Origin of the sequence: Paraburkholderia sp. BR14374 (assembly GCF_040948685.1) — a bacterium.
GTDB lineage: Bacteria > Pseudomonadota > Gammaproteobacteria > Burkholderiales > Burkholderiaceae > Paraburkholderia > Paraburkholderia youngii.
On record NZ_JBFPKF010000023.1, the window covers coordinates 63,547 to 80,802 of the forward strand.

The following is a 17,256-nucleotide window of genomic DNA, read 5'->3' on the forward strand; positions in this document are numbered from 1 at the left end:
ACGCGCATCGTCATCCATCAGGGAGTGGACTCACATGAAGAATGATCTGGCGGGAGTCGCCGCGCTCGAAGCGCTGCTGCGCGATCAACGTCACGCGCATCTGCGCGCGCCGTATCCGTCGTGGGACACGCGCGCGACGCATCTGCGCGCGTTGCGCAAGCTGATGCTCGACAATCGCGACGCGCTCGCCGATGCGATGCACGCGGACTTCGGCAATCGCGCGAAGGAAGAAGTGCTGCTCGCCGAATTCCTGCTCGTGAAGGAAGAGATCGACGCCGCGCTGCGTCACGGCAAGCGGTGGATGAAAGCGCAGCGCCGCCGCACCAACAAATGGCTGCTGCCGGCGCGCGCGAAGGTGGTGCCGCAGCCGCTCGGCGTGGTCGGCATCATCGTGCCGTGGAATTACCCCGTGTTGCTCGCGGTCGGGCCGTTGATCAGCGCGCTGACGGCCGGCAATCGCGCGATCATCAAGATGTCCGAGCTGACGCCGCGCACCTCGGCGCTATTCGAGTTGCTGATCGGCCAGACCTTCGCGCGCAATCACGTCGCGGTCGTCAACGGCGACGCGGCGCTCGCGGCCGCGTTCAGCGCGCAGCCGTTCGATCATCTGCTGTTCACCGGCTCGACGAAGGTCGGCCACGAAGTGATGCGCGCGGCGGCCGAGCATCTGACGCCGGTCACACTCGAACTCGGCGGCAAGTCGCCGGCGCTGATCGGCGCGCATGCGCGTTTCGACAACGCGGTCGACAACCTGATCGCCGGCAAGACGCTGAACGCCGGGCAGACCTGCATCGCGCCCGACTACGTGCTGGTGCCGCGCGGCAAGGAGCAGGCGTTCATCGAACGCGCGCGCGTGCGAATGGCGAGGATGTACCCGAATTTCGCGCAGAACCGGGACTACACGTCGATCATTTCGGCGCGGCACTTCGAGCGGCTCGAACGTCTCGCCGACGAAGCGCGGGCTGCCGGTGCGCAGTTGCATGCGCTGACCGACGCGACGCCCGATGCCGCGAGCCGGCGCTTTCCGCTGATCGCCGTGACCGGCGCGCCGAACGAATGCGCGCTGATGCAGGAGGAGATTTTTGGGCCGCTGTTGCCGCTCGTGCCGTACGACACGCTCGATGATGCGATCGCATGGATCAATGCGCGGCCGCGGCCGCTGGCGCTTTATCTCTATGCCGACGATGCGCGGACTATTGAGCGTGTCACGCTCGAAACTATTGCCGGTGGCATGGCGGTTAATGAGACGCTGATGCAGCTTGCCTGTGAGAGTTTGCCTTTCGGCGGGGTTGGGGCGAGTGGGATGGGGGCGTACCACGGGTATGAGGGGTTCGTTACTTTTTCCAAGATGAAGCCTGTGCTCATGCAGGCGCGATTGAATGCGCGGGGGTTGATCTCGCCGCCCTACGGTCGGCGTGTGAATGCGTTGTTGAAGTTGATGATGAAGTTTTGATTTTTACCTTGGGCGGGGTGAGGGCTTTGGCCGCTTTCCATCTTTGCGAACGGCAAGGGCGGCAATTTGAATATCGCGTCATATTTGCGAATCAATAATCAGGAACCTTTCCGTAACCGCATAGGAAAGACACGAACAGCGCCGGCTGCTGGAAGTCCTGGTCCATATCGGGGAAGGCCACCGGCGCATCAATGACTGCGATCACGAACTGTTCACCGCTCTGGGGCTCGACGCGAAGGACCTTCCGAACCGGCGACTCACGCGTCGTGATGCGGCAGACCTTCTCGACGACGTGGCACAAAGCGCAGGCGACAGTCTGGCGGCTTTGAGCGCTCTCGCGACGAAGCACGAACGCGTTGATCCCTGACGGCAAAGGCGGGCCGATGCCGCCTTTCCGTCTGCGTCGCAGTAAAACCGGTAGTCAGCTGACGGATATTCGAATCCACATATTTCCGAAAAAAAACGTCCATCAGACCGATCCGATTTTCGAAAATCTGTTGTCATCGCGCCTTCATTAACATTGCCTGACAGATCTGAAAAGCATGTTGGCCTATCTTCGGAAGATGGCCAAAAAAAGCGTCACGCAAAATGAATAAGAACATTTTCCGGCTGGTATTCAGCCGCTGTCGGGGCATGCTCGTTGCCGTCGCAGAAACAGCCGTCTCCCATGGCCGGACCGGTGATGGCGAAACCCGCGCGGCTTGCACTCCGGTTTCCATCATGCAGTTCGCGATGCGCCACGTGGCCTTTGCCGTGCTGGTACTCGCCGGATTCGCTCCCGCTCTGTCGGACGCGCAGATCGTCCCCTCTGGCGCGAACGGGCCGAACGTGATCAGTACGGCGAACGGATTACCGCAGGTGAACGTGAACCGGCCCTCTGGGAGTGGTGGCGTATCACTGAATACCTATTCGCAATTTGACGTCTCACGTTCAGGCGCGATTCTGAACAATTCACCCGTGATAACGGGCACGCAGCAGGCCGGGCAGATCAACGGCAACCCGAACTTCGGGACGAACCAGGCTGCGCGCATCATCGTGAACCAGGTCAACAGCAGCGCGGCGAGTCAGATCAACGGCATGCTCGAAGTGGCAGGACAACGCGCAGAGGTGGTGATAGCTAACGGTTCCGGCATTTCGGTGAACGGCGGCGGCTTTCTGAATACCTCGCGCGCCATTCTGACGACAGGCTCGCCGAACTTTGCCCCGGATGGTTCGCTCACCGGTTTTAATGTGACTCGCGGCAACATCGCCGTCCAGGGAGCGGGACTCGACGGCTCGACTGTGGATCAGGTTGACCTGCTGGCCCGAGCGGTGCAGATCAATGCGGAAGTGTACGCCGGGAAAAGCCTGAATGTCATCACTGGCGCAAACCAGATCGGTCACGACTCACTGGCGTTCACGCCGATTGCGGGCGACGGACCCGCACCGGCCGTCTCGATTGACGTGAGCCAGCTGGGCGGCATGTACAGCGGGCGGATTTTTCTGGCGAGCAACGAGTACGGTGTAGGTGTTTCGAACCAGGGCGTAATCGGTGCGCAGGCGGGCGACCTGACGCTGCAATCGAACGGCCTGTTGTCCCTCACCGGCAAGACCAGCGCGAGCGGCAGTCTTGCCGCCACCGCTGGCGATATCCAGAACAGCGGCACGACCTACGCGCAGCAAAGCGCGATTCTCTCGGCCAGCGGTACGGTCACGAACAGCGGCATGGTGGCCGCGCAGCAAAATACAACCGTCAACGCCGCCAGCGTGAATTCAACTGGCACGCTCGCGGCGGGCGTGAACGGCGACGGCTCGCTGGCGCAGACCGGCGACCTGAATGTAAGCGCATCCGGCGCTGTCACCTCAACCGGCCGCAATGTGGCAGGCGGCAATGCGAGCGTCAGCGGCGCGGCGGTCAATCTCGCGGGCGCGACCAGTTCAGCGAATGGCGCGCTTTCACTCGCTGCGAACAGCGGTGACCTGAACCTGTCGGGCGCGGCCACGACGGCGGGCGGCACGCTCGACGCCCGCGCGGCAGGCACACTCACGAACGACAGTGGCGCAATGTCGTCGGGCGGCGCACAGACCATCACGGCTGGCGCACTCTCGAACCGCAACGGCCAGATCGTTTCGGGTGGTCCGCTGACGGCTAACGTGACCGGTGCTGTGTCGAACGCGGGCGGCACGATGCAGGCGGCGGGGGCGCTAACGGCGGACGCTGGCAGCCTCGACAATACGGCAGGAGACATCGCTTCACTGAACGGCGATGGCCTGAGCGTCTTCACGACGGGCCTGCTGAACAACGGCGCGGGCGGCACCATCGGCGGCAACGGGAGCGTGACCGCGCAGGCCGGGCAGCTTGCCAACGCGGGCTCGATCACGGCAGTGCAGTCGCTGATCGCCCGCGCCGTGCAGACGCTATTCAACGGCGGCATCCTGGCCGCCAACGGCAACACGACCGTCTCGGCGGGCACAGTGCTGACCAGTTCCGGCACCATCGCAGCCGGCCAGCTGGCGAGCGCAAGCGCCACGACAATCGACAACAGCGCGGGCGCGATCAGCGCGAACCAGATCGCGCTGCACGGAACGAATCTCGTCAACCACGGTGGCACGATCACGCAGACCGGAACCGGCGCGACGACGCTCGACGTGACCGGCACGCTCGACAACTCGGCAGGCGGCACACTCCAGACCAACAGCACGGACCTGACTCTTGCACCGGCCGCGCTCGACAACGACGGCGGCACGATTACGCATGCGGGTACCGGCACGCTGACGATTGCGCCGGGTAACGGTGCCGGGTCAATCTCGAACGTTGACGGAACGATCATCACTGCGGGTCAGATCGCGGCGCAGGCCGGGAGCCTGAACAACGCGACGGGCGTGTTCGCCGCGCAGGGCAATATCGCGGCGAGCATCGCAGGCAATATCAACAATACGCGGGGCGCGATGCGCTCGCTCACGTTCCTCTTGCTCGCCAGTGGCGGCGCGCTGACGAATACGAACGGACAGATCCAGTCGGGCACGGGCGCGGCGGGCGATGCGGGCACGCTCGGCGTTCAGGCTGCGTCGATCGACAATACGAACGGTCTCATCAGCAACCTCGGCACGGGCGATGCGACCGTGCAGGGTGGCAGCCAGATCGTCAACAGCGGCGGTGTCATGACGGGTAACGGTCATGTGGCCGTCGACACGTCATCGCTCTCCAATACCCAGGGCGGTCAACTGAGCGGAGCGAGCGTCGCGGTTCAGGCCGATACCGTCGACAACAGCGGCGGCAGGATCGGCAGTTTTGCGGGTTCGACCGGCGACGTTGCCATCACCACGACCGGCGCAATTGCGAACACGAACGGCCAGATTGGCGCGACGCATGATCTGTCCGTGAATGCCGCGACGCTGACGGGCGGTGGTGCCTACAGCGCGGCTCATGACGTGGCAGTGAGCGTTCAGGGCGATTTCGCGCCCACGCCCGATGTGCAGTTCAACGCCGGTCATGACCTGTCCTTCACCCTGCCGGGCACGTTCAGCAATGGCGCGCTGGTTGAGGCGGCGAACAACCTGAACATCAATGCCGCCGGGGTCCGGAACAGCGGCATCATGATGGCGGGCGGCACGCTCGCGACGCACTCGGACACGCTGGAAAATACGGGCGTGATGGTCGGCGGCAGCGTCTCGCTGAACGCCACGCAATCGATCACGAATGTCGGGTCGACCGCGCTGATCGGTGCGACGGACAGTAACGGCACGCTCGAACTGCTCGCGCCCGATATCGAGAACCGCGACGACACCACGACGACCGATACGCAGGCGACCACCGCGATTTACGGTCTCGGCAAGGTCGTGCTGGCGGGTGGAAAAAACGCGGACGGCAGTTATACCAACGCGAACCTGATCAACAACGTCTCGGGGCTGATCCAGTCCTCGGGCGACATGGGGCTGTACGCGACCCAGGTTACGAACACGCGGCGCGTGATGACGACCGACGGGGCCTACGTGGAGCCGCTGGACGCAAGTTCCCCGCTTATCCAGGCGCTGGGTATCAGCCTGTCCGGCTGCGCGGCCATCGACATGGCGGCATGCGGTCCGGGCAATCCGCAGGTCCAGGGCCTCCAGTTCGATCCGAATGCTTCCAACTACGATCCCGCCGCCATTGCCGCGGCGCTGGCCCAGCCAGGCGGCATGCCGGTCAATCCGCCGCACGGCGGCCAGTGGAACAGCACCTACCAGTACACGACCTATACGGGCGTGGCGCTCGCGAACCTCATTACGGGGATCAGCCCGCAGGCGCAGATCATCGCCGGGGGCAACCTCGATGCGTCGAACGTCGGCACGTTCCAGAACTACTGGAGCGCCGTTGCTGCGGCTGGCAATATCGCCGCGCCCGTGACGCTCGACCAGAATAGCTGGCGCGGGCAACTTGCGCCCGGCCTGCAGGTAACCTATTCAGGCCAGTATCACTACAACAATTACGACAACACCGAACACAACTGGCAGTTGCCGTTCGGCGACGCGACGTTCGTGACCTCCAATCCAGGCGGCTACCAGGTCGCGCCGGCTGACATCCGCACCTACGCGCTGCCGAGCTACGAATCGTCGTTTGTCGCGGGCAGCACGCTTTCCGGCACGGGCGTGAACATCGATAACACGGCGGGCAATGCAGGTATCCCATCGCCCGGTCTTGCCCCCGGCCAGTCGCAGGGCGGCGTGACTGTTGGCGGCGTCAGCGGCGGCGGCCTCGTCAATCCGGTCATCGCCCATGCGACTGCGCAGAACGTGCTGCAAAACCTCTCGATTCCTCAGGGCGGACTGTTCAGTCCCGCGAGCGCACCGGGCGCAACCTACCTGATCGAGACCAACCCGGCGTTCACGAACCAGAAGTCATTCATATCGAGCGACTACTACCTGCAACAGCGTGGCCTGAATCCGCAGACGACGGAAAAGCGCCTGGGCGATGGATTCTACGAACAGCAACTGGTTCGGAACCAGATTACGTCGCTCACCGGCAAGGCGGTACTCGGCCCGTACACCGACCTTCAGTCGATGTATCAGGCGCTGCTCGACGCGGGCGCGTCGCTGTCGAAGTCGCTCGATCTGCCGCTCGGCATGAGCCTGTCGGCCGAGCAGGTGGCCGCGCTCACGAGTAACGTCATCATCATGCAGACCGAGACCGTCAACGGGCAACAGGTACTCGTACCGGTCGTCTATCTTGCGAAGGCCAGCCAGCAGGACATCAACGGGCCGTTGATTGCGGCGACCGACATCGACCTTCAGAACACGCGGACGTTCATGAATAGCGGCACGATGCAGGCAGGCAATGCGCTGTCGATCCAGGGCCAGCAGATCGACAACGCGTTCGGCAAGCTGCAAAGCGGCGGGCTGATGTCGCTGGCGACCACTGGCAATGTGGACCTGACCTCGGCCACCGTGAATGCGGGCAGCCTCGCGCTGAACGCGGGCGGCAACCTGTTGCTGAACACGGCGGTCAAGACCGTTGATCAGGTCAGCGCAACCGGCGCGACACGCAGCACGACCGCGCTTGGCCCGATTGCGAACCTGAACGTGGCGGGCGATGCGGTGATCGTTACGGGCGGCAACGTCGAACAGAACGCGGGCAACCTGAACGTGGGGGGCAACCTCGGCATGGCCGTGGGCGGCAACTACGGTATCGGCTCGGTGCAGACCGGCGAGCATAAGGTGGTCGCGGGCGCGAACGGCGTATCGGATACCGACTTCAACCAGACGACAGGCAGTTCGATTAACGTAGGCGGCGTCTCGCAGATCGGCGTGGGCGGCAACCTGACCGCGACGGGCGCTGATATCAACCTGGGCGGTGGCGGGACGGTTGCGGCGAACGGCGACGTCACGCTCCAGGCGGCGAAGGCAACCTCGACCATCGACAGCAGCAGTTCCGGTAGCGATAGCCACGTCAGCTATTCAGCGTCGCAGCATACATCGGCCGATACCCTGACGGGGACGACGCTCCATGCCGGCGATTCACTGACCGTTGCATCGGGCCACGATCTCAATCTCATCGGCAGCGCGATCAGTCTCGACCAGGGGACGGCGACGCTGGCGGCAGCAAACAACGTCAACATCGGCGCGGCCACCGCGACCCATGTCGACAATTCGCAGGAACAGCACAGCCACAGCAATATCGTGAGCGGCAAGGAAGTGGCGAGTTCGAGCCACACCACCGCCACGCGCTCGCAGGGCAGTCTCGTGTCGGCTGACGCCGTGACTATCGCCAGCGGTAACGACATCAACGTCAAGGGCAGCACGATTGTTGGCACGAACGATGTCGCGCTCAGTGCTGCGCATGACGTGAATATCACGACGACGCAGGACACCATGCAGTCGTCCAGCACCTATCAGGAGACCCGAACGGGTCTGGGGACGAGCGGCCTGAGCGTGACGGTCGGCACCAACAAGCTCGCGACGACCAGTGAGGCATCGGGTGTCACGAACAACGCGAGCACGGTCGGCTCGCTGAACGGCGACCTGTCGATCCAGGCGGGTAACACCCTGCACGTCACCGGCAGCGATCTTGTCGCGGGCGGGAACCTCGCCGGAACGGCGGCCAACGTCATCATTGACGCGGCCACCGATACCTCGCACCAGGCGCAGACGCAGAAGACCAGCAGCAGCGGCCTCACGATTGGTCTGGCGGGTTCGGTCGGCGATGCGATCAACAACGCGGATTCGGAAAGTCAGGCAGCGAAGAATTCGGCCAGCACGGGCAACGACCGTGCGGCTGCGCTGCACAGCATCGCGGCGGCTGGTGACGTGGCCTTGACCGGTCTGACGTCTGCGGGCGTGACAGCGGACGGCAAGCCGGATATCGGCATCAAGGTCAGCATCGGGTCGAGCAAGAGCGAAAGCCAGTCGTCGGAAGATCAGACGACGCAGCGCGGCTCCAGCGTGCAGGCAGGCGGCACGGCGGGATTCGTGGCAACGAACGGCGACCTGACTATCGCCGGATCGAACGTCAGCGCGAACGATGTCATTCTGGCCGCGAAAAACCAGGTGAACGTCATCAACACGACGGACACCGATTCGACGCGCAGCTCGAACAGTTCCAGCAGCGCAAGCGTTGGGGTGCAGTACACGCTAGGCGGCGGCTTTGGCGTGTCGGCTGCGATGTCGAACGCGCATGGCGACGCGAACAGCGACGCGTCGATCCAGAACGCGTCGCATGTGAACGGCGCGAACAGCGTCACGGTGATATCGGGCGGCGACACGAACATCATCGGCTCGCAGATCAACGGCAAGCAGATCGCGGCTGACGTGGGTGGCAACCTGAATATCGTGAGTGTGCAGGATGTGACGAACAGCGCCGCGCACCAGAGCAGCACGGGCGGCGGGTTCACGATCAGCCAGGGCGGCGGCAGCGCCAGCTTCAGCGCGCAGAACGGCCATGCCGGTTCGAACTATGCAGGTGTCAACGAACAGGCCGGCATCAATGCGGGAGATGGCGGGTTCAACATCAACGTCAAGGGCAACACGGACCTGACGGGCGGAGTGATATCGAGCACGGCCGACGCGTCGAACAACAGCCTGACGACCGGCACGCTCACGTTCAGCGATATCCAGAACCAGTCGCACTACAGCGCCAACAGCAACGGTATCAGTGCGGGCGTGGGCGTAGGCAACACCGGCAAGGCAACGGGTCCGGGTTCTGTAAGTGGCACACCGGGCGTGTCGCCGATGATCTCGCAGAACGAAAGCGGCGACGAGAGCGCAACGACGCGCAGCGCGATCAGCGCGGGCACGATCAACGTGACGAACGGCGCGGGCCAGACGCAGGACGTGGCGAACCTGAGCCGCGACACGACGAACACGAACGGCACAGTTGCGAAAACGCCGGACGTGAACGCTATCCTGAACCAGCAGGCCGACACGATGCAGGCCGCGCAGGCGGCGGGTCAGGTCGTATCGCAGGGCATCGGCGCGTATGCTGAATCGAAGCTGGAGGCGGCGCAGAAGGCCGGTGACGCAGCCGGAGAGGCCGCGTGGGATGAGGGTGGCGACAACCGCGCGCTGTTACACGCGGCGGGCGGTGCGCTGATTGGCGGTCTTGGTGGCGGCAGCGCGTTCGGGGCTATCGGTGGTGCGGCCGGTGCGGGCCTATCTTCGAAGCTGGCGGGGCAGCTTGAGAGCCTGTCCAAGGGTGTCGGAGCAGAAACGAGCTCGGAACTGCTAGGCAACCTCGCTGCGAATGTGGCGGCGGGCGTGGGAGGTGTACTCGTCGGCGGCACCGCAGGCGCGGCCACGGCGTCGAACGTCGAGTTGTACAACCAGATGCTTCATCGGAAGAAAGACCTGGTATCGCAGGTTTGTGGGGCGGGCGCGCAGTGCAGTGATGCAACGCTGAATGCGGCGATTCAGGCGCAGGGAGCGAATGCTGATGCGGCTGCTGGTACTCTCCAGCCAAATTACGCAACTGTCGGTGCAGGTAGCCTGTCAGGCGCAGTGGGCGGTGCGGTCAATCTCTACGACGGTACTATCTATACTTCATACAGTGTTAGCCAGTCATTCCCGCCCGCATCGTGGGCGCTAGGAGCTACGGCCACGCTTGGTTGGATTTGGGGGGCAAGTGATGCGTCGTCGACTAATGCATTCATGAATGGGGATGGGAACCAGTGCTATGTCTCCATTCCCTTTGGTAGGGTGAATTTGATGGGCGCGATTACCCACGCTTATGGAGGTTCAACAGCCGTGGAACTAGGCGTTACTTCACCCGGAGGGATTACAGCGGGTGTTGTGCCTTGGAGTCATTCGACTCCGCTTAACGAGAAAAAGTGATGATGGAGGATCGAGATGCGAGGACCAACGGACGAAGAGTGGAAACGCATGACCCCGGAACAGAAGGCGACTTATAAAGTATTCGTCGGTGTCGTTTTGTGTATCTTGGCTTTACTCTTAGTAAAGAAGTTCTTCTTCTGAGTCTATACACCTACAAACGGCAAGCCCATCCTTGCGCTGGGTTTGGCCTTTGTAGCGTCATTCAAATCCGGCGTGATGACGAGGCTGCCGTGGTGGACCTCGCGTTCAGCGTTGACGCAACACGAGGGCCCTGTTGCACCGGGTTTGCCGTCGTGCTGTGCGCGTCGTCAAACCCGGCGGAACGATGATGCCTGCAAGCGTGACAATCGCTAACAAAGGCCGAACGCGTTGCTGGAAGACTCGCGTCTTAAGGCCAGAAACCGCGTCGGGGCAAAAAATTGCAGGCTCCGATGGGTGTCAGGCAAAAAACCATTTGCACGTGCCGGATGCGTCAGGGAAAACTGTCGCTCGACAATTGCGGGCGCGTCGGGTGCAAGCGTTTGGGCCGACGGTGGCGACAACCGTGCGCTACTGCACGCGTTGGGCGGCGCGTTGATCGGAGGCCTTGGAGGCGGTAGCGTGTTCACGGCCGTTGGCGGTGCGGTTGGCGCGGGTCTCTCCTCGAAATTTGCGCCCAACTGGAAGGCATTTCGAAGGGAGTAGCATCTGAAACTGGGTCGGATCTGCTGGGCAACCTCGCTGCGAATGTGGCGGCGGGTGTAGGTGGCGCGCTGGTGGGCGGTACGGCGGGCGCTGCTACTGGATCGGCGGTCGAGTTGTACAACCAGATGAACCACCAGAAAAAGGACCTGCTGTCTATCATTCATTTTCCTCTCCCAATCAAACCTTCCTTGACAGTTTCAACCAGCAATTCTCCCCGGCTGGTCTGGCCGCAGCAGCGAGTGTGGGAGCAATAAATGGGATGTTCGCAACATCGATGTTTAGCTGGGCTGGAGTGCCAAACTCTGTCAAGAATGTCACTACGGTTCCCGGCTTTGTTCTTCAGGCCAATAAATTTTTCTTGGGACAAGCAGCAGGTGAAGCGGCTCAAGCCGCAGTTCAATCTTCTCAAGGATCATGAAGCAAGTGATGAGGAGCTAACAATGATCGACGGTTTCTGGATTGGCATCTTTGGCGGCCTGCTTTGACCAGCCATTTCGCGTTGGCTTGGGCGGTACACGTTTTGGAAAGCATTTTTCCTCACCCTAACTGCTATTTATGCGCTGATGTTTTTAATTGCGGGTTTTAAATTCGGCGTCGTACATGCGATCAAAACGATATCGGCAATAATTTTTACAGTGCCGGGATTTTTTGCTCCAGCCGGGATTGCAGCGGCACTGGCATTCTGCGCGTTCCTCGGGGCAACGGCAGCGAAGAAAAAGGAATAACTCCCGAGAGTCAGGGTGTCTACCTGATGACTTTTCGAAGGGTGAATGCGAGTCGAGAATCACAGGTTATTTCTGAAAAATGGTGCATCGACTAAGCAGACGTTCAGCTATCTACTAAAAGCAATTTCGCATGAAAATCCGCAAAAGGCTGGCGGCATTGCCGCTGACAGCCCTGATAACGCTCGCCCATGCGCAGCAGACGTCGACGCCCACACCAGCGGACAAAGCAGCAGCGGCACGTGCCAACGCCGAGCAGAACCAGCAGGTCGAGCAGCAACGCAATGCGCAGGAACGCAACGTCACTGTCAATGCACCCTCGGTGCGTTCGACGGTTGAGCGCGCCTCGGGCTGGCCAGACCTGCCGGCTGAAACGCCGTGCTTCCGCATCGATTCGTTCGTTCTCGATGTACCTGCGACACTGCCCGATGCAGTACGCAAACAAGGCGCGTCCGCATTGCCGCTCGACCGCTTCGCGTTCGCCCGCGAATGGCTCGACCACTACACGGGACAATGCGTGGGCAAGGCGGGGCTCGACACGCTGACCAAGGGCCTGCAACAGGTCATCCTGAGCCGGGCCTACATCACCACGCGCGTGCTGCTGCCCGAGCAGGACATCTCTACCGGCGCGCTGAAGTTCGCGCTAGTGCCAGGTGTTGTGCGTGCGATCCGCTTCGCCGAACCAGCCACGCGCGGAACGTGGAAAACCGCCTTCCCGTCCCGCGAGGGTGACCTGCTGAACCTGCGCGACCTCGAACAGGGACTTGAACAGATGAAGCGCATCAGCAGCCAGGACGTGGACATGAAAATCGAGCCAACTGATGTCCCTGGCGAAAGCGACATTGTCGTCACGGTAAAGCGCGCGAAGCCGTGGACGGTGGTCGCCTCGGTGGACAACTCGGGCACGCGGGCCACCGGCAAGCTCCAGGGCAACCTGAGCCTTGGCATCGACAATCCGCTCGGGCTGAACGATATTTTCAACGTCGGTGTGAGTCAGGACCTCGAATTCGGCGACAAAGGTCTCGGCTCGCACGGCTGGAACGGTTCCTACTCGATTCCGTGGGGCTACTGGACCGGCACACTGTCGGCCTATACGAACACGTATTACCAGCAGATCGCGGGCGTCAACACGACTTTCGTGTCGAGCGGCAATTCGCAGACCGTAGATTTGAAACTGGCGCGTGTCCTCATGCGCAGCCAGAACAACGTACTCGGCGCGCAGTTCCGGCTCACAAAGCGCTTCGGTGAAAGCTTCATTGAAGACATCGCTATCCCGCAGCAGCGGCGCAACAACACATTCATCGAGGCGGGGCTTACCGACCGTCACTACTTCGGCGCGTCGCAGTTCGACGGCAGTCTCGCGTACCGTCAGGGTGTGGGCGGACTCGGGGCGACACCAGACTTCTACGAGAATGGTCCGACTTACCGCTTCCGCATGGCCGTCCTCGACGCGAACCTGTCGGTGCCGTTCCAGATCGCGAACCAGCCGCTACGCTACGTCACAACCGTTCACGGACAGTTCACGAACGACACGCTCAACTATATCGATGACCTGACCATCGGCAGCCGCTACACGGTGCGCGGCTTCGACGGCGAAACGATGCTGGCCGCCGAGCGCGGTTTCTTCTGGCGCAATGAGCTTCAGGTACCAATCGGCTCGACGGGTCAATCTGTGTACGCAGGTATCGACTACGGCCACGTGTTCGGGCCGAACGCCGCATTTCTCGCCGGTACCCAACTCGCGGGCGCGGTGATCGGTGTGCGCGGCAGCGCATCGGCAAAGACAGGTGCGGTTGCCTGCGACCTCTTTGCAGCTACGCCCATCTATAAACCATCCGGCTTTCCAACTGCGCGCGTGACGCTCGGATTCCAGGTGACGGGGCAGTTCTGACAGACCGTCTTCGCCGTTTCCGCGCAGTTGCCGCAACTTCCCCACTGGCTCCCCACGGGACGCGTTTTAACGACCCTTGCAACCGTCTCAATCGCTGGAAGCCTTCTTCCGGCGGCGCTACGCGCGCCGAAACCCCGTTGCAGAATCACCGGTTGTTTCGGCGCTTCGTCCCCTCTACGCCTGGACCCGTTGAATCGGTATTCCGCCGCGACCTCAATGCGCTGCGACCTTTTTGTTCGCCTCTGCGTCGCTGTCGTTCAATGTCTCCAGAAAGGCGATCACGTCGCGGATATCGCTGTCCGACCAGACCGGCTTGCCGCCTTTGTGATTGGTCATCGGCGCGGTGCGATGGTCGACGTTGCTCTGGTATTGCACCGGCAGGTCGTCGAACTGCTGCTTGCCACCGGCATGCCGATACCACTTGCCCGGGTTCGTGTCGCGTTGCACGTAGAAGCGCAAAGCATCTTCGAGCGTGTGGAAGCGGCCGTTATGGAAAAACACCTGGCGGGTTGCGGTGTTGCGCAGCGTGGGCGTTCTGAACATCCCGCAGTACCACTTGTTGTCGGTCTTGTCGGTGCGCATCGGGCCGCACAAACCCAGGTCGTAGTACTTCGGATCGGCGTTGGCCGGAATCTCCGGGTTGCGTGGCACGCCCAGTGTCTGGAAGTTGTAGTCGGATAGCGTCGGATGCGCACCGGCCGCGCCCTTGTCGACCAGGTGACACGACGCACAGTTGCCTCGCTCGGGATCGACGAACAGGCTGAAGCCCCGCGCCTCCTGCGCGGTGAACTGCGCCTTGCCGTCCAGCACGCGATCGAACTTGCTGTCGAACGGCTGGAAGCTCGGATCGTCGAACTGGAAGCGCTCCAGCGACTTGCCGAGCGCCGCGAGCGCGTCGGCCGGACGCGAGAAGATGTCCTGACCGAACACGGCACGGAAACGCGCAGCGTAAGCGCTCCTGCTCAATCTGCTCGCGACCGCGGCAGCGTCCTCGTTGGCCATCTCGTCGGGATTCAAAAGCGGGAACGCAGCCTGGTCTGCCGGACGGTCGAAGCGCCCATCCCAGGTGTAGCCGCCGGAAGGCATGTTGTCGCCATCCTCCATGCGTTCCTTGGCGCTACTCGCATACGTGTGCGTCCAGATCGGCACGCGCCGCAGATAGCGCAGCGATGGCACGGCACGCGTGCCGTAGTGCTTCATGTCGGCGCCGCCCAGTTGCACGGCGAGGCCATTGGGCGGCCCATAGGCACGATCAGGGCTGTGACAGCTCGCACACGACTGCCGGCCCGACGCCGACAGCGACGGATCGAAAAAAGCCAGCTTGCCGATCTCGGCCATGTCCTTGTTGGAAGGCGCTGCGGAAGTTGCCGCGGGGGGTGTCGCGGCGGCAGCGGTGCTGATCGCCTCTTCCCTGGGGCCGCAGGCCGTGAGGAAGAAACTCGCAAAGAGAAAAAGGGCCGCCCCCCGGGCGGTCCCTTTCGTAAAGTGCAAAGCCATCGATCTTTACTGAGTGAAGATGTCGGAGCCGAAGGCCGTCAGATTCACATCGTTTGCATAGCCCAGATACTGCGGAATACCGAATATGTTTTCCAGGCTCTTGAGCAGCGAGTAGTGGTTGTAGCCCGTAGCGGTGGTCGTACCCGCCTTGATGAACGGTGACAACAGCACGGCCCCGGTGCGGTCGCCGCCCACGCCGTTGTAGTGCATGCCGAGGCTGAACGTGGTCGCCGTCGGGAATGCTGCCGTAAGCGCCGAAGCACTTGCCGAACCAAGCAATCCCGCGGCAGCGGAAATCGGATAGTTCGCCATCAGGAACTCATCCTCGGGACGCGTCACATTAGGACCGCTTTGCTGGTTGGCAGTCGACGCGCCAGTCAGGTTGATCATCAGTTGCAGCGTCGTGCCGTTGAGGGACGGGCTATAACCGCCGCTTGACGCATTCGACTCATCGAAGTTGATGACGATCAAACCATCACGCTGGTAAGCCGGCGAAGCCTGGATGATAGGAATCCACTTTTTCAGGAACGCGTCGATCGAAGTCAGACCGCCCGGTGCGCCGCTCTTGCAGCCCTTGCCTGCCGCGCCCGTGCCGTCGCCGTCATGGCCGTCATCGCACAGGTTCGGCGTGATGAACACAAGGTTCGGCGTGGTGTCGATCGACTTCAGATCGTTTTCCAGGTTTGCATCCAGATTCACGACGTGCTGATCGCAATATTCGATGTCGTCGATGATCGAGTGAAAGTACACGAACGGATTGTGACGCGTTGCGTATGCGTCCGCGATGACGTCGCCGGACGCGGAACCCGCCGAAGCCGACTGCGTACCGTCGACCGCCTTGGCGGGATCAGTGCCCGCCAGCTTCGCGGTACGGGTCGGGAAGCTGCACGTCTTCGTGCCGTCGCGGTTCAGGTCGTTACCCATGTCGCCCATGTAGCCCTTCCAGGCGAACTTGGCGTTATCGAGCTGGTTGGCAAGCGTCTTGACGCGCGCCGGATACACACAGCCGCCACCGGCGTGACCGTTCGCATCCGTGCCAGCCTTGAGCAGCTTGGCACCGTTGACCGGGTCGGTGTAGTCGCCGGCATCGACGATGTCGGACCAGAGGGCGAAGCAGTCGGTCTCGGTATCCACCGTCGAGGGTTGACCGCTCATCATCGAGATGTAGTTATCGAGGCTGACGTGACCCGTACCGTAGTAGTTGGTCAGCATCGCGCCCTGCGTCGCGAGCGACTTCAGGTAAGGGTCCTGGCCACTGGTGGCCGCAGTCGTGCCAAAAGACTCCTCGTAGTCCTTGTTTTCCATCGTGATCACGAAAACGTGGCGCACCGCTTTTGCGCCGACAACCGCTTTGATGTAGTTGTCGCTTGCGGTCTTCAGGCTGGCAAGGCTGCTGTCGCTGTTGAAGTCACCGAGCAGCTTGTCGGCCGGCACGCTGCCGTACCTGGCTGCGAGCGTGCTCTTTGCGTCGTCGAGCGTGGCGCCGCCCGCCACCAGTTGAGCCAGTTGCGTGGTGATGGCGCTGACGGTGCCCGTCGCGCCCTTGGGCGCGCGGAAGAACGTGCCGGAACCGAACTGGGTGCCCATGTTGTTGCCATTGGCATCGTTTTCCTGCGCGTTGGTCAGATCGGCGACCACATTCTTCCAGCCGCCGTTGCTCGCGTCGCCAATGGAGAATTTGCCCTTGGCATCGGTCACCGCATAGGGCTCGCCGCTATCGCACTTGCCGTTGTCATTGAGGTCGAGACAGACCTTCGCATTCTGGATGTAGCTGCCGAGCACTTGGCCCGACACCTGGGGAACCATGCTGTTGCTGCCGCCGCATGCGCTCAGGCCCGCCGCCACACCGATGCTGGCCAGCAGCGCATAAGCGCTCACCCGCAACATCCGACTCTTGTTCTTTGAAAAATCCATACGATGTCAATCCTCTACGCGCTGGACGGATGTCGTCTTATCGAAACCTCGCCCGATTATTGGAGTTATTGCTCGGCGGCAGTGTAAGAACGTTACGTGACAATTCCATTGCATGTTTGAAAGCAATGCACTTTGACACGCCACGGAGTCGACGATTACGCACCCGCTAACCCGAAAGGCCGTTAATGGTCGAGCTTGTGTGAAAACGCGTTGATCGCCTAGACTGGATTAACTCATTCAGCATGGGTGACCGGATGAAGCGATTCATAGAAGGCGAAGATCGCAAGCAGGTGACGCTGCTTCCAGAATGCCTT

General features: G+C 62.0%; 6 protein-coding genes. 3 read left to right on the forward strand and 3 right to left on the reverse strand.

Features of this window, described 5'->3' with window-relative positions:
- The first annotated feature begins 34 nt into the window (after positions 1-34).
- Positions 35-1,453, forward strand: a complete 1,419-nt coding sequence (locus tag AB3X86_RS32995) for a coniferyl aldehyde dehydrogenase (RefSeq protein ID WP_368599193.1) — start codon at positions 35-37, stop codon at positions 1,451-1,453.
- Between the two features lie 91 nt (positions 1,454-1,544).
- On the opposite strand, the gene AB3X86_RS33000 is transcribed toward AB3X86_RS32995, so the two are convergent.
- Complete coding sequence (locus tag AB3X86_RS33000; RefSeq protein WP_368599194.1) at positions 1,545-1,802, reverse strand: hypothetical protein; 258 nt, start codon at positions 1,800-1,802, stop codon at positions 1,545-1,547.
- A gap of 239 nt (positions 1,803-2,041) precedes the next feature.
- On the opposite strand from AB3X86_RS33000, the gene AB3X86_RS33005 reads away from it, so the two are divergent.
- Both AB3X86_RS33005 and AB3X86_RS33010 read left to right on the forward strand, forming a co-directional pair.
- The gene (locus AB3X86_RS33005) at positions 2,042-10,234 is read left to right on the forward strand and encodes a hemagglutinin repeat-containing protein (RefSeq protein ID WP_368599195.1); all 8,193 of its coding nucleotides are present in this window, start codon (positions 2,042-2,044) and stop codon (positions 10,232-10,234) included.
- 1,539 nt (positions 10,235-11,773) lie between these two features.
- Positions 11,774-13,531, forward strand: coding sequence for a ShlB/FhaC/HecB family hemolysin secretion/activation protein (locus AB3X86_RS33010; protein WP_368599196.1), 1,758 nt, complete (start codon positions 11,774-11,776; stop codon positions 13,529-13,531).
- Between the two features lie 213 nt (positions 13,532-13,744).
- On the opposite strand, the gene AB3X86_RS33015 is transcribed toward AB3X86_RS33010, so the two are convergent.
- Positions 13,745-14,869, reverse strand: coding sequence for a cytochrome-c peroxidase (locus AB3X86_RS33015; protein ID WP_368599197.1), 1,125 nt, complete (start codon positions 14,867-14,869; stop codon positions 13,745-13,747).
- Between the two features lie 165 nt (positions 14,870-15,034).
- Entirely contained in the window at positions 15,035-16,942 is a 1,908-nt protein-coding gene (locus AB3X86_RS33020) for an alkaline phosphatase family protein (RefSeq protein ID WP_368599198.1), read from the reverse strand.
- Positions 16,943-17,256: the final 314 nt, after the last annotated feature.

Bases quoted from the DNA above. Each gene is read 5' to 3' on its own strand.
- AB3X86_RS32995 (WP_368599193.1), top strand. From the start codon at position 35: ATGAAGAATGATCTGGCGGGAGTCGCCGCGCTCGAAGCGCTGCTGCGC.
- AB3X86_RS33005 (WP_368599195.1), top strand. From the start codon at position 2,042: ATGAATAAGAACATTTTCCGGCTGGTATTCAGCCGCTGTCGGGGCATG.
- AB3X86_RS33010 (WP_368599196.1), top strand. From the start codon at position 11,774: ATGAAAATCCGCAAAAGGCTGGCGGCATTGCCGCTGACAGCCCTGATA.
- AB3X86_RS33015 (WP_368599197.1), bottom strand. From the start codon at position 14,869: ATGGCCGAGATCGGCAAGCTGGCTTTTTTCGATCCGTCGCTGTCGGCG.
- AB3X86_RS33020 (WP_368599198.1), bottom strand. From the start codon at position 16,942: ATGGATTTTTCAAAGAACAAGAGTCGGATGTTGCGGGTGAGCGCTTAT.